Consider the following 25059-nt stretch of genomic DNA (forward strand, 5'->3'; position numbering starts at 1 on the left):
AGAGGTGTTCTGGAAAGAACAGTCTCTCTTTTTTTGATAAGAATAATATTAGTACTTAAGCTTGTTTTGGTTTTGCAGATCCTGTTTTTAAAGTAAGAGCAAGGAAGAACATTGCAAGTACACAAGATACAAGTAACAAGATGAATCCGCCATCCCATCCGAATGCATCGACGATAAAGCCCATAGCTGCGCTAGCAAAAGTAGCTCCACCTAGGTAACCGAAGAACCCAGTTAAACCAGCTGCAGTTCCAGCAGCTTTTTTTGGTGCTAAGTCTAGTGCGTGTAGGCCGATTAACATAACAGGTCCATAAATTAAAAATCCAATTGCGACAAGTGCAATACTATCAACCATTGGATTACCAGGAGGATTTAGCCAGTAAACAAGAACGGCGATAAATACACCAACCATAAATAAAATACCAGCAGGTGCGCGGCGCCCTTTAAACAGTTTATCACTCATCCATCCGCAAAGAAGTGTACCTGGAATACCAGCCCATTCGTATAGAGCATAAGCTGTGCGAGAGCTACTATGAGTAAAACTTTTTTCTTCTACTAAATAAGTAGGAGCCCAGTCTACAACGCCGTAACGTACGAAATAAACGAAAACGTTCGCAATAGCGATGTACCATAAAAATTTATTGTTTAGTACGTATGTAAATAAAATTTCTTTTACTGAAAGTTCGCGTTCTCGATCTTTTACTTTTTCATCTGCTGGATATTCTCCAGTATGTTCTTCAATAGAAGGTAATCCACAAGATTGAGGTGTATCTCTCATCGTAATTAATACATAAATACCAACTAAAATTGAAAGAATACCTGGGAAGTAAAAAATACTATGCCAGTCATTTGCAAAGAAATATAACCCTAATGTTACAAGAGAAGGCATAAGTGCGCCACCGACATTATGAGCGACGTTCCAAATAGACATTTTTGTACCACGTTCACTAATAGAGAACCAGTGAACCATCGTACGACCACAAGGAGGCCAGCCCATACCTTGTACCCATCCATTTAAAAACTGAAGGACAAACATAAGTATAATGCTCGTTGTAATGAAAGAAAATGAGCCGAAAATAATATTAATGATACCTGATAAAAATAGCCCAGCTGCTAAAAAATAGCGAGGATTACAACGGTCGGATACGATACCCATAAGAAATTTACTTAATCCGTAAGCGATAGATACTGCTGAAAGGATAACCCCAAGTTCCCCTTTACTAAAGCCTTGTTCAATTAAGTATGGCATTGCTAGTGAAAAGTTTTTTCGAACAAAGTAGTAACCTGCATAGCCGATGAAGATACCTAAGAATACTTGTAAACGTAATTTACGGTATTCGCTATCAACGCGATCAGCTGGTAAGCGTTCCGCGTGGGGCGCAGGTTTAAATAATTGTGTAAAAAACATAAAATGAAAATCCTCCCCTAATGAATTCGAAATGTTGTAAGTCAGAGAGAATATAAAAAGGCCATGAAATATAAAAAAGTTTCCTTTTTTATGATTCATAGCCGTATACTCCGATTCTCCGTGACTGTCAATATTAACTTCGTCGAAAATTATACAACTTTGTGACAAAAATGTAAACGTTTTTATAAATAAAAAGTGTTGACGGATTTTGTTTGTGGGATTAATATTTAAATACGTTAAATATTTTATTGCTTAAATAAGAGGTGGATAACATGCCAAATGATATGACGCATATCGATAAAATTCAAGCTCTTGCCTTTTCGATTGGAAAGAAAATGCAGACGGAGTTATTAGAACAAATGCAAGCAACAGGACTTACACCACCGCAGTTTTATATTTTAAAGATTTTGGATCATTACGGTGCTTCAAGAGCGACAAAATTAGCAAAAAAGATGTATGTAAAGCCTAGTGCAATTACAGTGATGATTGATCGCCTAATTGACCAAGAGCTTGTAGAACGCTATCACGACAAAGATGACCGTCGTGTTGTCATCATTGAGTTAACAAAAAAGGGGAAAGCTAGAGTAGAAGAGGCAATGACCGCTCGTAATGAGCATATTGCAAAATATTTCTCACATTTAGAATTACAAGAAAGAGAAGATTTGTTACGCCTCTTTGAGAAGTTAGAAACAATTATTTGCGGGACACAAGAGAAAAAAGAGAATAACTAAGAGGAATTGAGGAGATTACATGGAGCAACAAGAAAACATAAATAGAAAGTTGCTGTTAATCGGTTTAATAATCGCGATGCTATTTGCTGCATTAGATGGAACAATCGTTGGTACAGCAATGCCGCGTATCGTCGGTGAACTAGGCGGATTAAGCTTAATGACGTGGTTAACAACAGCTTATATGTTAACATCAACGACAGTTGTACCAATTGCAGGTAAATTAGCGGATTTACTTGGCCGTCGTAACGTATATATTACGGGACTAGTTATCTTTATGGTTGGTTCGGCGTTATGTGGTATGGCAAATGGTATGACAGAATTAATTATTTTCCGTGGTATTCAAGGTCTTGGTGGCGGTATTATGATGCCAATGGCTATGATTATTATCGGAGATATGTTTACGGGAAAAGAACGTGCGAAATGGCAAGGTATTTTTGGTGCGTTATACGGTCTTGCTTCTGTAATTGGACCACAAGTGGGTGGCTGGATTGTAGACGCAGTGAACTGGAGATGGGTATTCTACATTAACTTACCAGTTGGTATTTTAGCAACAATCTTTATTGCAATGGGATTAAAGTCACATAAACAAACAGGACCGATCAAAATTGATATCGCTGGAATCTTTACGATGATTCTCGGTGTTGTAAGTTTATTACTTGCATTAACGTTTGGCGGAAAAGATTATCCGTGGGATTCTTGGCAAATTATCGGTTTATTTGCATTAGCTCTAATTGGTATTGTTAGCTTTGTTATCGTTGAAACGAAAGCAGAAGAACCAATTTTACCGATGCATTTCTTTAAAAATCGCACGTTTACAATACTGAATGCGATTGGTTTCTTTATGAGTATCGGAATGTTCGGTGCGATTATGTTTGTACCATTCTTCATGCAAGGAATTGTAGGAGTAAGTGCTGCTGAATCAGGAACAATTATGACACCAATGATGATTACAATGATTGTTATGAGTATTATCGGTGGTCAACTTGTATTAAAAGTTGGTGTGAAACCACAAATTATTACAGGGATGCTTATTATGGCTGGTGGTTTCTGGTTATTAACAACGATGGATATGCACACGACTAAACTTACTGCTACTTTTTATATGAGTATTATCGGTTTAGGAATGGGTCTTGTTATGCCGACATTAACATTAGCGTTACAAGAAAGTTTCCCGAAAAAAGATCTTGGAGTCGTAACATCATCAAGTCAGTTCTTCCGTCAAATCGGTGGAACATTTGGTATTACAATTTTAGGGTCAATTATGAACAACACTTCAGGTACAACATTAACAAATAAATTAGTACCTGTATTAGATACGTTCCCGAAAGAAGCGGGACAAATGGTAACGAAATTTAAAGATATGATTCATACAGACCCGCAAGGTTTATATTCGATGCTATTTAGTCCAGAGGCATTAAAACAAATGCCAGAAGCATTCGCTAACAGCATTGTACCGATTTTGAAAAACTCTTTAGTAGACTCACTTCATACTGTATTCCTAACAGGATTAGTATTTATCGTAGTAGGTGCTATCTTTACGATTTTCTTACAGAAGATTAAACTGTCAGATCGTAAAAAAGACGCTGAAGAGCCAGCTGCAGAGGACAAAGAACAAACTGTATCGTATTCGTAATGAAAAAGCATCGCCTTATGGCGGTGCTTTTTTGAGTATAACCTTAAAAGCTTTTTCGTGAGAAATGATTGACGTATTTCTAGAAATACGTTATATTATTTTCTGTAAACGGTTACATGAAATGGAGAGGGAAGAGAATGAGTACGATTAAAGACGTTGCAAAATTAGCGGGAGTATCTGTTGCGACCGTTTCCAGAGTGTTAAATAAAAATGGATATGTTCATGAAGATACATTAAAGAAAGTAGAGCGAGCAATTGAGATGCTAGATTATAAACCTAGTACAGTAGCGCGTTCACTGTATAACAAAAAATCTCGTTTAATTGGCTTAGTTGTTCCAAATATCGTGAATCCGTTCTTTCCAGAAGTTGCACGTGCCGTAGAAGATGTAGCGCATAAGCAAGGATACACAGTTGTCCTTTGTAACTCTGATGAGAGCTTAGAGAAAGAAAAGCAATATATTGATGTACTTAGGCAAAATAATGTGGATGGATTTATTGTAGCAACAAATCCACAAAATAGTGTTAATTACATGAAGTTGTCTGTTCCAGTTGTTGCAATTGACCGTATGTTTAATGAGCGTATTCCTACTGTATATGCAGATAACTATGCAGGGAGTCAGGCAGCGACAAAGTTATTAATAGATAAAGGCTGTAAACATATTGCTCATATTCGCGGACCGCGTGACGTAAGCACGGCTAATGAGCGTTTTGAAGGTTTTGTAGACGTTATTACGCAAAATAATCTTTCTTATATGATTGCAGAGAGTACATTTGATCCAGCTAATAGTGAGCGTGTAGCGGTGGAATTATTAGAAGAATACCCACATATTGATGGAATTGTTGCTGGAAATGATTTAATTGCAATAGGTATTGTAAAGGCTGCACTTCAAAAGGGGATTTCTATTCCGGATAATTTACAAATTATCGGATTCGATGGAATTTCTTTAACAGAAATGATGTATCCATCTATTACAACTGTTGCACAGCCAATTTATGAAATGGGGAAAATTGCAACAGAGCTGTTGTTAGAGCAGATGGAAGGAAACGTATTAGAAGAGAAACACTATCGTTTACCGATTGAAATTATAGAACGAAATACAACGAAGTAAGGAGATGAAACAGATGCCAAATATTGCAGTAGTAGGTAGTATTTCAATGGACTTAGTGGCTGTTTCAAAAAAACGTCCGAAAGCAGGAGAAACAGTAATTGGTGAAGCATTTCATACAATCCCGGGAGGGAAAGGGGCAAACCAAGCGGTTGCTGCAGCTAGATTAGGCGCAAATGTAGCAATGGTTGGAGCAGTTGGAAACGATAATTATGGAACTGTAGTTAGGAGCAATTTAGAGAACGAACGCGTTTTTATCGACTATGTGGTACCGGTTACAGATGCGGCGACAGGAATTGCTCATATCGTTTTAGCAGAAGAGGATAACAGTATTGTTGTCGTGCAAGGGGCGAATGCTCATGTAAATGAGTCGGTTGTAGATCGTTCAAAAGATCTTCTTATAAAAGCAGATATGGTTGTTCTTCAACTAGAGATTCCACTTGAAACAGTAAAATATGTATTGGCTATTTGTGAGGAGCATAATATTCCAGTTATGTTAAATCCAGCGCCAGCACAAGTGTTATCAGAAGATATTTTAAAAAAGGCAACTTATATTACGCCAAATGAACATGAGTGCCGCATCGTATTAGATGATTTCACATCACCAATTGAAGATTTACTGGCTAAATATCCAAATAAACTATTGATGACAGAAGGTTCTAAAGGTGTTCGTTTCCATAATGGTACGGAGATTGTGCATGTTCCTAGCATCGCTGTTGATGTAGTAGATACGACTGGAGCTGGTGATACATTCAATGGTGCATTAGCAGTTGCGCTTTCTGAAGGAGAAACACTTCAAAAAGCAATTCGTTTTGCGAATATTGCTGGTGGCCTTTCTGTAACGAAACTTGGAGCACAGGGCGGTATGCCAACGAGAGATAGAGTACGTGAAGTGCAGGTGATTGTCGGATGAAAAAGCACGGTGTATTAAACAGTGAGATTGCATCAGTCCTTGCTTCACTTGGGCATACAGATACAATTGTAATCGCAGACTGCGGGTTACCAATTCCTCACGGAGTAAAACGAATTGATTTAGCAGTTGAGATTGGAAAACCTAGCTTTTTAGACGTATTGCAAGTGGTAGCTGATGATATGGCAATTGAAAAAGTAACGTTAGCAGAAGAAATCATTAACAATAATGCGGAAGTAAATAAAGAAATCGAGCTGAAATTAATAGGACCAGCATTTGAATATGTATCGCATGAACAATTTAAAGAGCACACGAAGAAAGCGAAGGCGATTATTCGTACAGGAGAGGCTACGCCTTATGCCAATGTAATTTTACATGCAGGCGTGATTTTTTAATAAAGGGAAGTGATGGGAATGCGTATTGAAATGAAAAATATTTCAAAGGCGTTCAATGGTAATCCTGTTTTGAAGAATGCACAGTTTATGATTGAAACAGGGGAAGTCCATGCATTGATGGGGGAAAATGGAGCGGGCAAATCAACGCTTATGAAAATTTTAACAGGTGTATACAAAAAAGATGGTGGAACCATCACGATTGATGGACAAGAACGAACTTTTAAAAATGCGAAAGAAGCTGAAGAGTACGGTATTGCATTTATACATCAAGAATTGAACATATTATCGAATTTAACAGTAGCTGAAAATATGTTTCTCGGTAAAGAGTTAATGTATGGGAAGACAGGTATTTTACGTACGCGTCAAATGAACGCGATTGCGCAGCAGCAACTAGCGGAGTTAGGGTTACATGTAAAAGGTGCTATGTTGGCAGGAGAGTTATCGGTTGGACAACAGCAAATTATCGAAATTGCGAAAGCGTTAATGACAAACGCGAGCGTTATTATTATGGATGAACCGACAGCTGCATTAACAGATCGTGAAATTGAAACGTTGTTTACTGTCATTAATAAATTACGTAAAGAAGGCGTTTCGTTCGTTTATATCTCACACCGAATGGAAGAAATCTTTTCAATATGTGATGCCATTACGATTTTACGTGATGGGGAATACGTAGGAAAGAGATTAATTCCGGAAACATCGTTTGATGAAGTAGTGAGTATGATGGTGGGGCGCAGCATTGGTGAACGTTACCCGGAGCGAAATAGTCAAATTGGTGATGTTATTTTTGAAATGCGTAACGGAACGAAAAAAGGGAAGTTTGAAAATGTTTCGTTTCAAATTAGAAAAGGTGAAATCCTTGGTGTTGCTGGCTTGATGGGAGCTGGCCGTACAGATATTATGAAAGCGATATTTGGATACGAACCTTTAGATTCTGGCCAAATTTTTATTAATGGACAAGAAGTAAAGATTGATAGTCCGATAGATGCGATTAGACAAAGAATAGCTTTCATTACAGAGGATAGAAAATCTGAAGGGTTAGTTTTAGATTTCTCAATCCGAGAAAATTTAGCTTTACCGAATTTAGAAAGTCTTTCAAAGGGAAGTGTCCTTAGTAACGAACTAGAACAACAGTTTACAGCGGATATGATGAAGCTACTTAATGTGAAAGCATCTAGTGGAGAGCAAGCGGTGAAATCTCTTTCTGGTGGAAATCAGCAAAAGATTGTAATCGCGAAATGGCTAGGTATCCACCCGCAGTTACTTATTTTAGATGAGCCAACAAGAGGTGTTGATGTTGGAGCGAAAAAAGAAATTTACTCTATCATGAATAAGCTTACTGAGCAAGGAGATGCCGTTATTATGGTATCATCTGAGCTTCCAGAAGTTTTAGGGATGAGTGATCGTGTTCTTGTTATTCATGAAGGAAAAGTCGGCGGCATTTTAGAGAAAGATGAGGCATCACAAGAGTCTATTATGGCACTAGCTACAGGGGGAGAGTAAGGATGGCTAAGAAGGGGAATGTATTACAACAACTTGGGTCTTTAATTGGACTAGTATTAATTATTGTAGTAATTACAGCTTTAAATCCAGCATTTATTGAAATTCCAAATTTATTTAATATACTGCGTCAAGTATCGATTAATGCGCTTATTGCATTCGGAATGACCTTTGTAATTTTAACAGGGGGTATTGACTTATCGGTAGGTTCTATTTTAGCATTATCAAGTGCACTTGTTGCTGGAATGATGGCAAGTGGCATGGACCCGTTTCTTGCGATGGCAGTTGGATTATTAGCTGGTCTTGTAATGGGAATTGTAAACGGTATCATCATAGCGAAGGGAAAAGTAGCTCCATTTATTGCAACTTTAGCAACAATGACTATTTTTCGTGGGTTGACGCTTGTTTATATGGACGGACGTCCGATCACTGGTCTTGGTGATCATTTAATGTTCCAAATGTTTGGCCGCGGTTATTTTCTTGGTATTCCGGTACCAGCTGTTACAATGATGATCGCTTTCGCAGTACTGTACTTCATTTTGAAGAAAACGACATTTGGTCGCCGTACATTTGCAATTGGTGGAAATGAAGAAGCAGCAGCACTATCAGGTATTAATGTTACGAGAATTAAAGTAATGATTTACGGTCTTTCCGGAATTTTGGCAGCGCTTGCAGGTATTGTCTTAACATCACGACTAGATTCTGCACAGCCAACTGCAGGTACTTCTTACGAATTAGATGCAATTGCAGCAGTTGTATTAGGTGGAACAAGTCTTTCTGGGGGAAGAGGATGGATTGTTGGTACATTCATCGGTGTACTAATTATCGGTGTACTAAATAATGGTTTAAATTTATTAGGTGTATCTTCTTTCTTCCAACAAGTTGTAAAAGGGCTTGTAATCTTACTAGCTGTATTAATTGATCGTCGAAAAGAAGCGTAATGGAGGGAAAGTTCATGAAGAAATGGTTACTTATACTCGTTGCATGTATTATGGTCATTACTGCTGGTTGTTCAATGGAACCACCAGAATGGGCAAAGGATTCTAGCGATAAAGGTCGAAATAAAACTATTAAAGTTGGATTCTCTGTTTCAACTTTAAATAATCCATTTTTTGTAACTTTGAAAAAGGGTGCAGAAAAGCAAGCGAAAGCAAGCGGTATTGAATTGATTGCTGTTGATGCACAAAATGATGCAGCAAAGCAAACGAACGATGTTGAGGATTTAATTCAAAAAGGTGTCGATGTAGTTGTTATTAATCCGACCGATTCAGATGCTGTTGCTTCAGCAGTAAGTGCGGCAAATGCAGCAAATGTTCCTGTTATTACAGTAGACCGCGTTGCGAATTCAGGTAAGGTTGTTTCTCACATTGCCTCTAATAATATCGAAGGTGGTCAAATGGCCAGTGATTACATTCGTGAATTAGTTGGCGGGGGAGCAAACGTTGCTGAGTTAGAAGGAATCCCTGGGTCTTCTGCTGCTCGTGAACGTGGGAAAGGATTCCATAACGTAGCTGATAAATCTTTAAAAGTAGTTGCCAAACAAGCGGCTGATTTTGATAGAGCAAAAGGATTATCTGTTATGGAAAACATTTTACAAGCAAATGGTGATATTAAAGCTGTGTTTGCGCATAACGACGAGATGGCATTAGGTGCACTTGAAGCATTGAAATCTGCTGGAAAAACGGATGTAGTCGTTGTTGGGTTTGATGCGACAGAAGATGCTGTAAAAGCGGTTAAAGATGGGCGTATGGCTGCAACAGTTGCTCAAAAACCGGAATTAATCGGAGAGAAGGCGATGCAAACAGCAAAAGAGATCACGCAAGGTAAAAAAGTGGACAAATCTATTCCGATTGAATTAGAGCTTATTAAGAAAAATAAATAAATATAAAATGAAAATTAGGAAGGAAGAATAATAAATGAAATTCTTTATTGATACAGCAAACATTAATGAAATTAAAGAGGCAAATGCATTAGGCGTAGTAGCTGGAGTAACGACAAACCCATCACTTGTAGCAAAAGAAGGCGTAGATTTCCACGAGCGTATTCGTGAAATTTGCAGCTTTATAGAAGGACCTGTAAGCGCAGAAGTAATTAGCTTAGAAGCTGATAAAATGATTGAAGAAGGAAAAGAATTAGCGAAAATTGCTCCAAACGTTGTTGTAAAAGTTCCAATGACAACAGAAGGTTTAAAAGCAGTAAAAGCATTCTCTGACTTAGGAATTCGTACAAACGTTACATTAGTATTCTCAGCAGTTCAAGCATTACTTGCAGCTCGTGCTGGTGCAACATACGTTTCACCATTCTTAGGTCGCTTAGACGATATCGGTCATAACGGTATGGACTTAATTCGCCAAATCGCAGAAATCTTTGCAATTCACGGCATTGAAACAGAAATCATTGCAGCATCTGTACGTCACAGTGTTCACGTAACAGAAGCAGCATTAAACGGTTCACATATTGCAACAATCCCAGCAAACGTAATTGCTTCATTAGTGAAACATCCATTAACAGATCAAGGAATTGAGAAATTCTTAGCTGATTGGGAAAAAACACAAGAGAAATAATAGAAAATCGAGAATCCTAGTTTAATTGACTAGGGTTCTTTTTTTATTTAAAAGAATTTTCATGCAATTTTGCATATTGTCTTTTAAATTTGTTATATAAGCTATTTAATATATATCAAATCACTTTTTATTTTTCATATTTCGACATAAAAAGGTAGAGGTTCTGACCAGAAAACTGGAGGGGCATGATTCTATAACAGAAAGCTTAACGTTTATAGAATTATGCCTTTTTATATAGGGAGGGCAGAAAGTAGGGATTTCGATTTAAATGCACTAATTTATCTGAATTTTAAGTTTTATAAAAGGAGAGAAATAGAATGAGAAGAAAAGCGCCATTTAAAGTGCTATCATCTTTAGCAATTGCGGCAATTATCGGATGCACATCTGTAATGAGTACTCCGCTAGCATACGCAGAAACGCCAGCAAAAGAGAAAGATAATGTATCTACAACACCAATTGATTACAATTTAATTCAAGAAGATCGTTTAGCGGAAGCGTTGAAAGAAAGAGGAACAATTAATCCAGCATCTTCTAAAGAAGAGACGAAAAAGGCTGTAGAAAAGTATATTGAAAAGAAACAAGGCGATCAGGCAAATAAAGAAATCCTACCAGCGGATACTGCTAAAGAGGCATCTGATTTTGTGAAAAAAGTAAAAGAGAAAAAAATGGAAGAAAAGGAAAAGGTAAAAAAACCTGAAAAAAATGTTAGCCCTGAGCAAAAGCCAGAACCAAATAAAAAACAATTGAATGGGCAAGTCCCAACTTCTAAAGCAAAGCAAGCGCCATATAAAGGGTCAGTTCGAACTGATAAAGTATTAGTATTACTCGTTGAATTTAGTGATTATAAACATAATAATATTGATCAAACACCAGGGTATATGTATTCGAATGACTTTAGTAGAGAGCATTATCAAAAAATGTTATTTGGTAATGAACCGTACACATTATTTGATGGTTCGAAAGTAAAAACATTTAAACAATATTATGAAGAGCAATCAGGCGGAAGTTATAAGACGGATGGATATGTAACGGAATGGCTAACTGTTCCAGGAAAAGCGTCTGACTACGGTGCTGATGGTAGTAGTGGTCACGATAATAAAGGGCCAAAAGGCGCACGTGATTTAGTGAAAGAAGCTTTACATGCAGCTGCTGAGAAAGGGCTAGATTTATCTCAATTTGATCAATTTGATAGATATGATACAAATGGTGATGGAAATCAAAATGAACCTGATGGTGTAATTGATCATTTAATGGTAATCCATGCTGGCGTTGGTCAAGAAGCTGGTGGCGGTAAATTAGGTGATGATGCAATTTGGTCACATCGTTCAAAATTAGCAATAGATCCAGTAGCGGTTGAAGGTACAAAATCAAAGGTAGATTACTTTGGTGGAAAAGTAGCGGCGCATGATTATACAATTGAACCAGAGGATGGAGCAGTAGGTGTATTTGCGCATGAATTTGGACATGATCTTGGCTTACCTGATGAATATGACACGAAATATACTGGAACTGGTTCACCTGTCGAAGCGTGGTCATTAATGAGTGGAGGTAGTTGGACAGGGAAAATTGCAGGAACAGAGCCAACTAGTTTCTCACCACAAAATAAAGACTTCTTACAAAAGAATATGGGTGGCAACTGGGCAAAAATTTTAGAAGTAGATTACGATAAAATTAAGCGTGGAGTAGGAGTTCCTACATATATTGATCAAAGTGTTACAAAATCCAATCGTCCAGGCGTTGTACGTGTTAACTTACCAGGTAAAAGTGTTGAAACGATTAAACCGGAGTTTGGAAAGCATGCATATTATAGTACAAGAGGCGATGATATGCATACAACATTAGAAACACCATTCATTGATTTAACAAAAGGAACAAATGCGAAATTCGATTATAAAGCAAATTATGAGTTAGAAGCAGAGTGTGATTTTGTTGAAGTACATGCAGTAACAGAAGATGGAACGAAAACATTAATTGAGAGACTTGGAGAAAAAGTAGTCCAAGAAGATAAAGATACAACAGATGGGAAATGGATGGATAAATCATATGATTTAAGTCAATTTAAAGGGAAAAAGGTGAAACTGCAATTCGATTATATTACAGATCCTGCTGTAACATATAAAGGTTTTGCGATGGATAATGTAAATGTAACTGTTGATGGACAAGTTGTATTTTCTGATGATACAGAAGGACAGGCTAAAATGAATGTAAATGGTTTTGTTGTTTCTGATGGAACAGAGAAGAAAGCTCATTATTACTACCTAGAGTGGAGAAACTATGCGGGGTCAGATAACGGATTAAAAGCAGGAAAAGGTCCAGTGTATAATACAGGTCTTGTCGTTTGGTATGCAGATGATAGCTTTAAAGATAACTGGGTTGGGGTGCATCCAGGTGAAGGCTTCCTTGGTGTTGTAGACTCTCATCCAGAAGCACTTGTTGGTAATTTAAACGGGAAACCAGCGTATGGTAATACAGGCATGCAAATTGCAGACGCTGCATTTTCATTTGATCAAACACCAGCATGGAGTGTAAACTCATTAACACGTGGACAGTTTAACTATTCTGGATTACAAGGTGTTACAACTTTTGATGATTCAAAAGTATATAGTAACAAACAAATTGCAGACGCAGGAAGAAAAGTTCCAAACCTTGGACTTAAATTCCAAGTTGTTGGACAGGCAGACGATAAATCGGCAGGCGCTGTTTGGATTAAACGTTAATAATATAAAAGCACATTCTTCCTATGGAGAATGTGCTTTTTAATTTGTACAGTAAGTTATTATTTTAGCCTATGTAATACAAGTTTCTGTTCATATGTAGTGTATCAAATTATGTGGGGATAGGAAATATTTCCGAGGAAATTGTCGAAGTATCATCGGTATTTATACACTTTTTTTGTAAAAGGAGAAATGTAGTATTGTCTTTATACATAAGTTTATTTACAGTATTACTTGTTTATATACAAAAGTAATATAGATTAGGCGAAAAAAGACAATGATGGAGTTATCCCATCATTGTCTTTTTTACTTTGCTTTTTGCTTTACTTTTTATTTTGCTTCTTACATAAATCATTCCAGCGAATGTTAATAAGAATGCAGTTCCGATAACGAAGCTGACGCTAGGGGATGCCCCGATTACACCAACTGTAAAGGATCCAGCAACAACTCCTAATGAGAAGAAAGCATAAAACAATCCGAATGCTTTTCCGCGCTTATTATCTGTCGTATTTTCAACAAGTAATGCATTTATCGATGGGAAAAGGATAGCAAATCCAATGCCATAAATCATCATAACGATAAAGAGCATACCTTTTGTTGCGAATAATCCAAGTAATGATAACGCAAATGCCATTACTGCAATACCAATTAGCATGAGTTTTGAACGATTAAATCGATCATAAATACGGTTTGTTGGCAGCAAGAAGAAGAGGATAGCGGTAATGCCGAATACACTTAACATCATGCCTGTTGTAGATGCTTTAAGTGCTAATGCCTCAACTTTCACTGGTAGCATATACGTGACAATTCCTTGTGAAAACATTAGCGTGAAAGCACCAATATATGCTTGCAATAACGGTTCTGATTTCAATAGTTCAATCATATCTTCTTTGTTCATCATTTGTGTTCTTGAAGTATCTTTTCTTGATACGTTATTTGGTAAGAAGAATAGAGATACGATTGTACCAAGGACCATTAAAATAGAAATGGTAATGAACACCCACTCTATACCAGCAGTTGCTTTCATAATTCCACTGAAAGCAGGTCCTACAATTGCCGCTGTTCCAACAGCAGCACCAGATAGAGCCATTGCCTTACCTTGTCTTGCTGAACTTGTTTGTTTTGATAAAAACGTAAAGGCAGCAGGAATTAAAAATCCGTCACTAAAGCCGTGCATAAAGCGCACAACTAATAGTTGTTCACCACTTTGAACAACGGTGTATAACAAGACTATGAAACTCGTAAGTCCCATGCTTATATAAAGTATTTTTTTTGCACCAAATTTATCGACAGCAGCGCCAGCAATAATATTACCGATCATATTAGCGAATGAGTACATACCGACAACTAGCCCAATAATAAGAGGAGATCCTCCAAGACTTTGAGCGAACGTACTCATAATAGGTAATTGTGAAAATGTATCTAGAAACGCTACGATAACAATAAAGTAAATAAAATATTTCAAGCGATATTCACCTCTCCTCTGCTATTATGGCATAATGCTAATTTCAACCGCAATGAAATTAGCATTAACAGATGTGGAAAAAAGTACAAAGTGACAAAATATTGAACGTTATTTGTTAAAATTTAGTGGAAATGATATTGTTTTTTTGAAATATATGGATAGAAGTATTATAATAGATTTGTAAACTTCACCAGGTTAAGTATATACGTAGAGAGGGATGTATAAAATGAAAGCATTACTTTGGCATAATCAACGCGATGTACGAGTAGAAGAAGTACCAGAACCAACTGTAAGACCAGGAGCAGTTAAGATTAAAGTGAAATGGTGTGGTATCTGCGGAACAGACTTGCATGAATATTTAGCAGGACCTATTTTTATTCCAACAGAAGAGCACCCATTAACACACGTAAAAGCACCGGTTATTTTAGGTCATGAGTTTAGTGGTGAGGTAGTTGAAATCGGTGAAGGCGTTACTTCTCATAAAGTGGGAGATCGCGTCGTTGTAGAACCAATTTATTCTTGTGGTAAATGTGAAGCTTGTAAACATGGACATTACAATGTTTGTGAACAACTTGTTTTCCACGGTCTTGGCGGAGACGGCGGCGGTTTCTCTGAATATACAGTAGTACCAGAAGATATGGTCCACCATATTCCTGATGAAATGACATATGAACAAGGTGCACTTGTAGAACCAGCAGCGGTAGCAGTTCATGCAGTACGTCAAAGTAAATTAAAAGAAGGGGAAGCTGTAGCAGTATTTGGTTGTGGTCCAATTGGACTTCTTGTCATTCAAGCAGCTAAAGCAGCAGGAGCAACTCCTGTTATTGCAGTAGAACTTTCTAAAGAACGTCAAGAGTTAGCAAAATTAGCAGGTGCGGATTATGTATTAAATCCAGCTACTCAAGATGTACTAGCAGAAATTCGTAACTTAACAAATGGTTTAGGTGTAAATGTGAGCTTTGAAGTAACAGGTGTCGAAGTAGTACTTCGTCAAGCGATTGAAAGTACAAGCTTTGAAGGACAAACTGTAATTGTTAGTGTGTGGGAAAAAGATGCGACAATTACGCCAAACAACCTTGTACTAAAAGAAAAAGAAGTTATCGGTATTCTTGGATACCGTCATATCTTCCCAGCTGTTATTAAATTAATTAGCTCTGGCCAAATTCAAGCAGAGAAATTAATTACGAAAAAAATCACAGTAGATCAAGTTGTTGAAGAAGGATTTGAAGCACTTGTAAAAGATAAAACACAAGTGAAAATTCTTGTTTCACCTAAATAATAGAGAATAGTAAAAAGTAGCCCTTTTCTAGAAATAGAAGAGGGCTACTTTTTTTCTATACAGAAAGGTGATAGACTTTCCTTTAACTACAGGTATTTTGTTTGGAAGGGGTAGTCTAATGCTTTCATTTATGTTGACATTGAAACGAATGCTAAAAGCTTGTTTACGAGCATGGAAAGATAAAGAATTTCAAGTATTATTCGTATTAACATTTTTAACATTAACATCTGGTACAATTTTTTATAGTACAGTTGAAGGATTACGTCCTCTTGACGCTTTATATTTTAGTGTGGTCACGTTGACGACTGTCGGTGATGGGGATTTTAGTCCGCAAACTGATTTCGGAAAGATATTTACAATCTTATACATATTTATTGGGATTGGATTAGTGTTTGGATTTATTCATAAGTTGGCAGTTAATGTACAACTGCCAAGTATATTATCGAATAGAAAAAAAGAGTAAAGCATGTGGATGCTTTACTCTTTTAAACGTATACAACTAATTTTATTATTAAAACTTTCAATTATTAATAGTTATCATAGCTCCAAGATTTTATTTACTATCTGTTGGAGCACTTTATCTGCGGTATTTCGAAAAAGCTCTGTTGAAAATTCTTTACATCTTTTTTTAATAGTTGATTCAAAAAGATCTCTATCTTCCGCCTTGCTAGCATGAAGAGCTTCAATACTGGCTTCTTTTACATCAGAATCAATTTTAATAGCTTCTATTACTTTTTCCAACTCTGAACCAAGTTCTTTCCAGTCATAGTTATCTACTTTATTAGTTTTAAGGTTATTATTATTACCAAAATTTGCTCCATTTATTGAAGAATCTTTAATATCTCGAATCTTCACGGAATTATCTTCATTTCTCTTATTAAAACTATCTTTATTATGAGAGTTCACATTGGCTCCCTCTTGAATAGTAGTATCAATAACATTGTTGTCTCCATTTACTTTGTAATCATTTCCATAAACTATTTTCTGCTCTTCTATCTTTACTATATATTCCATATTTTTATTATTAAAAGAATTTTCTACAATAGACTTAGCTTTTTCTAGAAAAGACTTATCTGAAAAGTAAATTCGATAGTACTGACCTGAGTTCATTTGAAAATTCAAATATAAATTATTACTTAAATATGATTTATAAACCGACCAAATATATAGCCCTGATCCAATCCCTCCAATAAATCCAACCGATGGAATTTGGAACATAAAGAAGCAAGATATTAAAAAGATAACTATTGCAAGATAAGGGATTCTTAATTTCTTTTTACCCGCGTATACAACTGCTATATTACTTAAATGTAAAGTAATATCATTAAACTTCAAAATATTATCCTTAATCATAATCGTCTCAGTGACTATTTCTTTATCATCTGAAGCAATTAAATTTGAAAAACTTTTCTCCATATTAATTCACTCTCTCCTAAAATAGTACTTCTGTCTCTAATAGTAAAAAACTGCTAAAATAAAACTATGTATATTAATATTAAAATATAAATAGTTTTATTTCAATATCCTAATATGTGTTTTTTGAATTATATATATCTATGCTAAAAATGAAGCAATACTTACTTCTTGATAAAAAATGAATCATAGGAAAAGTGAAGATTCTTCAATACAGAAAAGTGATAGACTTTCCTTTAACTACAGGTATTTTGTTTGGAAGGAGAAGTCTAATGCTTTCATTTATGTTGACATTGAAACGAATGCTAAAAGCTTGTTTACGAGCATGGAAAGATAAAGAATTTCAAGTATTATTCGTATTAACATTTTTAACATTAACATCTGGTACAATTTTTTATAGTACAGTTGAAGGATTACGTCCTCTTGACGCTTTATATTTTAGTGTGGTCACGTTGACGACTGTCGGTGATGGGGATTTTAGTCCGCAAACTGATTTCGGAAAGATATTTACAATCTTATACATATTTATTGGGATTGGATTAGTGTTTGGATTTATTCATAAGTTGGCAGTTAATGTACAACTGCCAAGTATATTATCGAATAGAAAAAAAGAGTAAAGCATGTGAATGCTTTACTCTTTTTTTACATTAGTTTTGACAATCATTCGTAGTAGCTTAACAATACTTTATTACAATATAAGTGCATTCATTCATTATATTCACTATGTATAAAGTTATAATGATATGAAAATTTGCATATTTTAATTTATTGATAGAAATTTCATGAAAGGTGGGATATTCTAGTCATAGGTTAACCGGACGACATCTTAGGATCCTAACAAAAAGTTTACAATAATTCAATTATAAAATGGAGGATTTCAGATGAAAAAGAAAGTACTTGCTTTAGCAGCAGCTATTACATTAGTAGCGCCATTACAAAGTGTTGCATTTGCACATGAAAATGATGGGGGAAGTAAAATAAAAATAGTTCACCGCTGGTCTGCTGAAGATAAGCATAAAGAAGGCGTAAACTCTCATTTATGGATTGTAAACCGTGCCATTGATATTATGTCTCGCAATACAACACTTGTAAAACAAGATCGAGTTGCACAATTAAATGAATGGCGTACAGAGTTAGAGAACGGTATTTACGCTGCTGACTATGAAAATCCTTATTATGATAATAGCACATTTGCTTCACATTTCTATGATCCAGACAATGGAAAAACATATATTCCATTTGCAAAGCAGGCAAAAGAAACTGGGGCTAAATATTTTAAATTAGCTGGTGAGTCATACAAAAATAAAGATATGAAACAAGCATTCTTCTATTTAGGATTATCTCTTCATTATTTAGGAGATGTAAACCAACCGATGCATGCGGCAAACTTTACAAATCTTTCATACCCACAAGGATTCCATTCTAAATATGAAAACTTTGTAGATACGATAAAAGATAATTATAAAGTAACGGATGGAAATGGATATTGGAACTGGAAAGGTACAAATCCAGAAGAGTGGATTCATGGAGCGGCAGTAGCAGCGAAACAAGATTACTCTGGAATTGTAAATGATAATACGAAAGATTGGTTCGTAAAAGCAGCTGTATCACAAGAATATGCAGATAAATGGCGCGCTGAAGTTACACCAATGACAGGTAAGCGATTAATGGATGCACAACGTGTTACTGCCGGATACATTCAGCTTTGGTTTGATACGTACGGAGATCGTTAAGTATTTAAAAAAAGGTCAAATCTCATAATAGAGTATTTGGCCTTTTTATCACTATACACATGGAGGTATGAAACGTGAAAGGTAATTTGCTAAAAGGTGTACTTAGCTTTGGAATTGGTTTAGGAGTTTTATACGGAGGATCTTCAGCTCAGGCAGAGATGTCTACAGATCAAAATAACAATTTGAAAGTGATGACGCATAACGTGTACATGCTATCAACAAACTTATATCCGAACTGGGGACAAAGCGAGCGTGCTGATTTAATTGGGGCAGCGGATTATATTAAGAATCAGGATGTAGTTATATTAAATGAAGTGTTTGATAATAGCGCATCAGATCGTTTGTTAGGGAATTTGAAGAAAGAATATCCAAATCAAACAGCGGTATTAGGCCGTAGTAACGGAAACGAATGGGATAAAACGTTAGGTAGCTATTCATCTTCAACTCCTGAAGATGGGGGAGTTGCAATCGTGAGCAAATGGCCGATCGTTGAAAAGGTTCAATATGTATTTGCAAAAGGATGCGGGCCAGATAATTTATCGAATAAAGGATTTGTATACACGAAAATTAAGAAAAATGATCGTTTCGTTCATGTAATTGGGACGCATTTGCAGGCTGAAGATAGTATGTGCGGAAAAACTTCACCTGCATCTGTACGTACAAATCAGTTAAAAGAAATTCAAGATTTTATAAAAAATAAGAATATACCAAATAACGAGTACGTTCTATTTGGTGGTGATATGAACGTGAACAAAATAAATGCAGAGAACAATAGTGATTCAGAGTACGCATCCATGTTCAAAACATTGCACGCTTCTATTCCATCTTATACAGGACATACAGCAACTTGGGATGCGACGACAAACAGTATTGCGAAATATAATTTCCCTGATAGCCCTGCTGAACATTTAGATTATATTATTGCAAGTAAAGATCATGCGAATCCATCATTTATAGAGAATAAAGTATTACAACCGAAATCTCCACAGTGGACTGTTACATCATGGCTCAAAAAATATACGTATGATGATTATTCTGATCATTATCCAGTAGAGGCGACTATTTCTATGAAGTAGTCCTAAAAAAGTTTCTTCTTAAATAGGAAGAAACTTTTTTATTTTGTAAGAGGAAATTTAAACTTTCTTTCCAATATGTATAAGACATATAGAGAAGAGGAGAGAAAAAATGTGGATAGAGGAATTTTTAAAGAAGTTCCATTACCGTGTGCATTTTTGGATGAGGTGTCTTTAGATAGAAATATTCAATCGATTATAGAATTAAGTGGAAATAAGAAGATTCGTATAGCGAGTAAATCGTTACGTTCTGTTCCGGTTATGCGAAAGGTTTTAGCTGCAAATGATCGATTTCAAGGTATTATGTGTTTTTCACCTAGGGAGGCTTTGTTTTTAATTGAACAAGGATTCAATGATTTATTGCTCGGATATCCTGCTTATGATGAAAGAGCTTTACATGAAATAAGTTTGCTAACAAAGCAAGGGCTCATTATAACTTGTATGGTGGATTGTGAAGACCATATTGTTTATTTAGAAAAAATTGCTGAGAAATCTAAAGGGTGTTTTCGTGTTTGTTTGGATATTGATATGAGTAGTTATTTTTTTCAATTTCATTTTGGGGTCAAAAGATCACCAGTAAAAGATGTGCAAGGTGCTTTGAAAATAGTAAAAAGGGTGAAAGAATCATCATGTTTAATACTAGATGGTGTAATGGGATATGAAGCCCAAATTGCTGGGGTAGGAGATCACATACCGAATCAGCGAGTGAAAAGTAAAGTAATTTCGTATTTAAAGAAGAAATCGGTTTTAGAAATTAAAGACAGAAGAGGACATATCGTAAAAGAAATACAAAACCTAGGTATTGAACTAAGGTTTATAAATGGGGGAGGCACAGGAAGTATAAAAACAACCGAGAAAGATAATGCGGTTTCGGAGATTACAATAGGTTCTGCTTTTTATGCCCCGAAGCTGTTTGATTATTATAAAGAGGTGCAATTTCATCCAGCTGTCGGATTTGCTTTACCAGTTGTGCGTAAACCAGCCCCATCTATTTACACTTGTCTAGGTGGTGGATATATTGCCTCAGGTGCAATTGGTAAAGATAAAGAACCTGAGATTTGGAGACCAAATGGTGCCAAACTATTAGCTTTAGAAGGCGCTGGCGAAGTGCAAACACCGATTTTTTATAACGGTGAGGAACGAGTAGAGATAGGAGATTCTATCTTGTTTCGCCATAGTAAAGCTGGTGAGTTATGTGAGCGTTTTCCTTTTTTATACCGTGTGAAAGAAGGAGAGATTGTTGGGGAGTATTCAACATATCGGGGGGATGGTCAATGCTTTCTATAAAGGGACAAAAATGGAGAAATTGGACAGGGAATGTAGAAGGAACGCCGCATTATACGATGTATCCAGAAAGTATACAAGATGTAGTAGAAGTTGTAGGGCTTGCTCGAAAAAAAGGGAAGAAAATTCGTGTTGTCGGTTCAGGACACTCATTTACACCTCTTGTGCAAACGGAAGAAATTTTAGTTTCTTTAGATAAATTGAAAGGTATTTTGGATATTGATGCAGAGAAGATGGTTGCCGAAGTATGGGCAGGAACAAAGTTACATGATTTAGGGAAGTTACTTGAAGAAAAAGGTTATGCACAAGAAAATTTAGGGGATATTGATTCACAATCTATTGCAGGAGCGATTAGTACAGGGACTCATGGAACGGGGATTACCTTTGGAAGTTTATCAACACAAGTTATAGAGATTACCGCAGTTTTATCTACAGGTGAGAGTATAGTTTGTTCGGAAACTGAGAATGTGGAATATTGGAGAGCCTTTCAGTTGTCGCTTGGAATGTTAGGTATCATTGTAAAAATAAAATTGAAGGTTATTCCAGCCTATTCACTCGTTTATAAAAGTGAAAAACAGTCATTATCTACGGTAATGAACAAGCTAGAAGAATATAAGAAGAATCGCCATTTTGAATTTTTCGTTTTTCCTTATTCAGATGAAGTGCAAGTAAAATTTACAAACGAAACAACGGGTAAAAAAAGTGACTTGAAATGGCATAAACTAAAGGTAGAGTTGCTTGAAAATAAGATGTTCTCTTTGTTATCTAAAGGATGTAAATGGTTTCCTTCTATAAGTAAAGGAGTAAGTCGATTATCGGCTAAAGCTGTACCGAATACAAAGATAGTTGGTCCGAGTTATGAAGTATTTGCTACATCGCGTGCGGTTCCATTTTATGAAATGGAGTATAGTGTTCCTTCAAAATATATGCGGGCCGTTGTAGAAGAGATTTCAAACCTTATTGAAAAGAAAAAATATAAAGTGCACTTCCCAATTGAATGCCGTTATGTGAAAAGGGATGATATATGGCTCAGTCCAGCGTATGGAAGGGATTCAGCGTATATTGCTGTTCATATGTATAAAGGTATGAAGTATGCTGCTTATTTTGGTGAGGTAGAGAAAATTTTTCTAAAGTATGAAGGACGCCCGCATTGGGGGAAAATGCATACGTTAACGTACGAAAAATTACAAAATATATATCCAGAAATGCATTCGTTTCTAAAGGCGAGGAAGTTACTAGATGAAGCAGAAATATTTTCAAATCCTTACACAGAAAAATTATTTACGATTATGAAAAAAAGCTGACAAAGTATTACTTGTCAGCTTTTTTTAGTATGATCGCATTTCTTGTTTGACTAATACGCTCGTAAAATAGTAATTTATCACGACTAAATACATGTAATAAAACATGAATAATAAATAGACCGTTAATTACAAATTGGAATAATAGTATAACTAGTAATACTAAAGGCTCTGTATGATTTAAGATAGAGCTACTCGAAAGAATATAATTGATTCCGCCTAAAATGAAATAGAATATCCCGTAACGAATGAATAATTCTTTTAGTGTAATACGCTCTGCTTGTCCTTTAATGTAAATCCGAAGCAACGCTTTTCCTATTGTTCTTCCATTCGTAAAGTATGGAATGATAATAAAGTAAATAAAGATTGAACATGTAATGAAAAAGAGTTCGTATACATTTGTGTAAGATTGGACATTAGAAATAAATAGAGAATTTCCTTTATTTTTAATGACAGGCACAACGATAGATAAGAACAGCCAATCAATTTGCATAGCGATAAGACGACGAACGAATCCGACTGGTTTTGTTTCCAAATCAATATGACTATCCAATTCGCTTGTTTTCGGAAGGAAGTACGTAAATATTGGTGCAATGATAAAACCAATTACGCCGCCTAATGTGTTTAAAAATAGATCATCGATATCGAATAAGCGATATGCACAATTGTATATACCGTATAGTCCAGTCACCTGTGTCAGTTCGAAAAATAGTGAAAGACAAAAAGAAATACAAACTGTTTGTAAGAAACTACGTCGGAAATAATAACGTAGATAAACACCGAATGGAACGGTTAATAGAACGTTAAATGCTACTTGTAAAAACGCAGATTCTTTTAATAAATAGAAATAAGTAGTTGGTTTCGCTAAAATTGCCGATGTATGATTACTAATCTCTTGTATGAAATAAAATGGTGAGAGTTGCATGTGCTGTGTATTAGCCGGTTGTAGGCTACAAGTATCATACGTTTGTGGTAACGGCAAAATAATAAGAAAATAGGCATTTAATAAATAGAGTAGTAATGAATACAAAATAAATGAGCGCCATTTATTTAAATAACCGTATTTTCGATAATTAAATATTAAAAATGGGATTAACAGAAACATTGCTAAAATAGGAAATAAAATAAATGCTGTTTTTACTGGAAATAAATATGCAGTCAAAATGAAGCTCCTTTCAATGAAAATTCGTTTATCATTATAACGTTAAAAGAACTTTAAAACAAAATTAAAATATTTCTAAATAGAAAAAATTTCAAATTTAAACGGGATTAAGTTATACTAAATTTAATATAAGGATATTGTGATTATTATAAGTTGAGAGAGGGTACAAGATATGCGGTATGAGCTTTTTTCTGTAAGTGGGGATCATATTACAACTTTTGAAAGTGCATGGCGTTTTCAGGAGGGAGAACAGATTTTTGTTCATGATGATCAAACAAAACGAAATTTTATTATTATCCGCCTAACGCATGATGTATTTCAACAAAATAAACATGTTATTCGTTTGTATTGTCAAGAAAAGAAAGTATACGCATAAAAGGGGCCCCTCTTACTGTACAGAAAGGTAAGAGGGGCTTTATCATTATAAAAATATAAAAAAGAGAGTCATCCTAGTTTAATAGAATGACTCTCTTTTCGATTTGTAAGTTTCACTTTATAAGAAAATAAGAGTAAGTACACCTACGATAATGCAATAGAAAGAGAAATATTTTAAATTTCCTTTTGCCATAATGTTCATAAACCATTTTAAAGAAATATACGTCATGATAAATGTTGCGATAAATGCAACGACATATGGTACGAATAATGTATCTAGGTTTGGATCTTTTGCAATGTCTGTAATACTTAGTAATAAACCACCTAAGCTAACAGGGATATACAGTAAGAATGAGAAACGAAGAGCTGTTTCTTGCTTCATACCAAGTAACATCGCTGCGACGATTGTTGCACCTGATCGGCTTATTCCAGGAATTAGTGCGCAAGCTTGTGCTAATCCGACGATAATTGCATCTTTCATAGAAAGATCGCCATCATTTTTACGTCCACGCAAGTTTCTAATAATCCAAAGGCCGACAGCAGTAATAAGAAGGGAAATCCCAACCATTTTCACGCCTTTTAAGTACTGGTCGATATAGTCTTTAAATAAAACACCAATAACGCCTGCTGGAATGGTCGCAATAACAAGGTAAATAATAAAGAAGAAATCTGATTTTGCATCTTCTGCTCTTGTAAATATATAAGATAGACCATTCTTCGTTAGACGAATTAAATCATTTCTATAAATAAGTAATACAGCTAATAATGAAGCTGAATTAACAAGTAGTTCGAAGCTAAACCCTTCTATTTTTAGTCCTAGCAAATGTTGTGCTAAAACGAGGTGACCGCTTGAAGAAATCGGAATTGGTTCTGTTAGTCCTTGGAACAGACCAAGAATTAAATATTTTAAAATGTAATGAAATTGTTCCATAAAAACCTCCTTGTTTATTAGTCGAAAGAAACAACTTGTTCATTATAACAAAGATACGGATGAATATTGAGAAGAAATAAATATT

General features: G+C 35.6%; 23 protein-coding genes. 18 read left to right on the top strand and 5 right to left on the bottom strand.

Annotated elements, in window-relative coordinates:
* Positions 1–55: 55 nt before the first annotated feature.
* Positions 56–1405, bottom strand: a complete 1350-nt coding sequence (gene glpT / locus DN393_RS25360) for a glycerol-3-phosphate transporter (protein WP_048562905.1) — start codon at positions 1403–1405, stop codon at positions 56–58.
* A gap of 272 nt (positions 1406–1677) precedes the next feature.
* On the opposite strand from glpT, the gene DN393_RS25365 reads away from it, so the two are divergent.
* The 10 genes from DN393_RS25365 (at position 1678) to inhA2 (ending at position 12961) form a co-directional block, all read left to right on the top strand.
* A complete protein-coding gene (locus tag DN393_RS25365) occupies positions 1678–2136 on the top strand; it encodes a MarR family winged helix-turn-helix transcriptional regulator (RefSeq protein ID WP_001132358.1) in 459 nt (152 codons plus the stop codon).
* 19 nt (positions 2137–2155) lie between these two features.
* The gene (locus DN393_RS25370; RefSeq protein WP_064477078.1) at positions 2156–3769 is read left to right on the top strand and encodes an MDR family MFS transporter; all 1614 of its coding nucleotides are present in this window, start codon (positions 2156–2158) and stop codon (positions 3767–3769) included.
* 137 nt (positions 3770–3906) lie between these two features.
* Positions 3907–4878, top strand: a complete 972-nt coding sequence (rbsR, locus tag DN393_RS25375) for a ribose operon transcriptional repressor RbsR (protein ID WP_000104028.1) — start codon at positions 3907–3909, stop codon at positions 4876–4878.
* A 13-nt stretch (positions 4879–4891) separates the two neighbouring features.
* Positions 4892–5788 (top strand): ribokinase, encoded by an 897-nt coding sequence (rbsK, locus tag DN393_RS25380; RefSeq protein ID WP_064477077.1) that lies wholly within the window; start codon positions 4892–4894, stop codon positions 5786–5788.
* Positions 5785–6180, top strand: coding sequence for a D-ribose pyranase (rbsD, locus tag DN393_RS25385; protein ID WP_098103201.1), 396 nt, complete (start codon positions 5785–5787; stop codon positions 6178–6180). Before rbsK ends, rbsD begins: the two co-directional genes overlap by 4 nt.
* 18 nt (positions 6181–6198) lie before the next feature.
* Positions 6199–7683: a ribose ABC transporter ATP-binding protein RbsA gene (gene rbsA, locus DN393_RS25390; protein ID WP_064477164.1), complete on the top strand. Its 1485-nt coding sequence runs from the start codon at positions 6199–6201 to the stop codon at positions 7681–7683.
* Between the two features lie 2 nt (positions 7684–7685).
* Positions 7686–8621 (top strand): ABC transporter permease subunit, encoded by a 936-nt coding sequence (locus tag DN393_RS25395; protein ID WP_001074641.1) that lies wholly within the window; start codon positions 7686–7688, stop codon positions 8619–8621.
* Between the two features lie 14 nt (positions 8622–8635).
* Positions 8636–9562, top strand: coding sequence for a ribose ABC transporter substrate-binding protein RbsB (gene rbsB / locus DN393_RS25400; protein ID WP_064477075.1), 927 nt, complete (start codon positions 8636–8638; stop codon positions 9560–9562).
* A 34-nt stretch (positions 9563–9596) separates the two neighbouring features.
* Positions 9597–10244: a fructose-6-phosphate aldolase gene (gene fsa, locus DN393_RS25405; RefSeq protein WP_000667669.1), complete on the top strand. Its 648-nt coding sequence runs from the start codon at positions 9597–9599 to the stop codon at positions 10242–10244.
* A 317-nt stretch (positions 10245–10561) separates the two neighbouring features.
* Positions 10562–12961: a M6 family metalloprotease immune inhibitor InhA2 gene (inhA2, locus tag DN393_RS25410; RefSeq protein ID WP_064477074.1), complete on the top strand. Its 2400-nt coding sequence runs from the start codon at positions 10562–10564 to the stop codon at positions 12959–12961.
* Positions 12962–13244: 283 nt separating this feature from the next.
* Here the strand turns inward: inhA2 and DN393_RS25415 are convergent, their stop codons facing one another.
* Entirely contained in the window at positions 13245–14423 is a 1179-nt protein-coding gene (locus tag DN393_RS25415) for an MFS transporter (protein WP_064477073.1), read from the bottom strand.
* Positions 14424–14649: 226 nt separating this feature from the next.
* Between DN393_RS25415 and bdhA the strand changes: the two genes are divergently transcribed.
* Together bdhA and DN393_RS25425 are read left to right on the top strand one after the other, a co-directional pair.
* On the top strand, positions 14650–15702 hold the full coding sequence (bdhA, locus tag DN393_RS25420; RefSeq protein ID WP_000645832.1) for a (R,R)-butanediol dehydrogenase: 1053 nt from the start codon (positions 14650–14652) through the stop codon (positions 15700–15702).
* A gap of 118 nt (positions 15703–15820) precedes the next feature.
* Entirely contained in the window at positions 15821–16165 is a 345-nt protein-coding gene (locus tag DN393_RS25425) for a potassium channel family protein (protein WP_000948235.1), read from the top strand.
* Positions 16166–16239: 74 nt separating this feature from the next.
* On the opposite strand, the gene DN393_RS25430 is transcribed toward DN393_RS25425, so the two are convergent.
* Positions 16240–17118 (bottom strand): hypothetical protein, encoded by an 879-nt coding sequence (locus DN393_RS25430; protein WP_149174060.1) that lies wholly within the window; start codon positions 17116–17118, stop codon positions 16240–16242.
* 269 nt (positions 17119–17387) lie between these two features.
* Here DN393_RS25430 and DN393_RS25435 point away from each other — a divergent pair, with 269 nt between their 5' ends.
* The 5 genes from DN393_RS25435 to DN393_RS25455 all read left to right on the top strand — a co-directional run bounded on the left by DN393_RS25435 (position 17388) and on the right by DN393_RS25455 (position 22509).
* Positions 17388–17732, top strand: a complete 345-nt coding sequence (locus DN393_RS25435; protein WP_000948235.1) for a potassium channel family protein — start codon at positions 17388–17390, stop codon at positions 17730–17732.
* 264 nt (positions 17733–17996) lie between these two features.
* Positions 17997–18848, top strand: coding sequence for a phospholipase CerA (gene cerA, locus DN393_RS25440; protein ID WP_000731009.1), 852 nt, complete (start codon positions 17997–17999; stop codon positions 18846–18848).
* A gap of 74 nt (positions 18849–18922) precedes the next feature.
* Positions 18923–19924, top strand: coding sequence for a sphingomyelinase C (sph, locus tag DN393_RS25445; RefSeq protein WP_064477072.1), 1002 nt, complete (start codon positions 18923–18925; stop codon positions 19922–19924).
* A gap of 111 nt (positions 19925–20035) precedes the next feature.
* Entirely contained in the window at positions 20036–21208 is a 1173-nt protein-coding gene (locus DN393_RS25450; RefSeq protein ID WP_064477071.1) for an amino acid deaminase/aldolase, read from the top strand.
* The gene (locus DN393_RS25455) at positions 21196–22509 is read left to right on the top strand and encodes a D-arabinono-1,4-lactone oxidase (protein WP_064477070.1); all 1314 of its coding nucleotides are present in this window, start codon (positions 21196–21198) and stop codon (positions 22507–22509) included. Before DN393_RS25450 ends, DN393_RS25455 begins: the two co-directional genes overlap by 13 nt.
* Positions 22510–22516: 7 nt before the next feature.
* Here the strand turns inward: DN393_RS25455 and DN393_RS25460 are convergent, their stop codons facing one another.
* Positions 22517–23668, bottom strand: coding sequence for a VanZ family protein (locus DN393_RS25460; RefSeq protein WP_149174061.1), 1152 nt, complete (start codon positions 23666–23668; stop codon positions 22517–22519).
* A 172-nt stretch (positions 23669–23840) separates the two neighbouring features.
* On the opposite strand from DN393_RS25460, the gene DN393_RS25465 reads away from it, so the two are divergent.
* Complete coding sequence (locus tag DN393_RS25465; protein WP_001268332.1) at positions 23841–24044, top strand: hypothetical protein; 204 nt, start codon at positions 23841–23843, stop codon at positions 24042–24044.
* Between the two features lie 117 nt (positions 24045–24161).
* On the opposite strand, the gene DN393_RS25470 is transcribed toward DN393_RS25465, so the two are convergent.
* Positions 24162–24974 (bottom strand): undecaprenyl-diphosphate phosphatase, encoded by an 813-nt coding sequence (locus tag DN393_RS25470; protein WP_000434544.1) that lies wholly within the window; start codon positions 24972–24974, stop codon positions 24162–24164.
* Positions 24975–25059 lie beyond the last annotated feature (85 nt).

Origin of the sequence: Bacillus sp. BPN334, assembly GCF_008368885.1 — a bacterium.
Classification (GTDB): Bacteria; Bacillota; Bacilli; order Bacillales; family Bacillaceae_G; genus Bacillus_A; species Bacillus_A wiedmannii.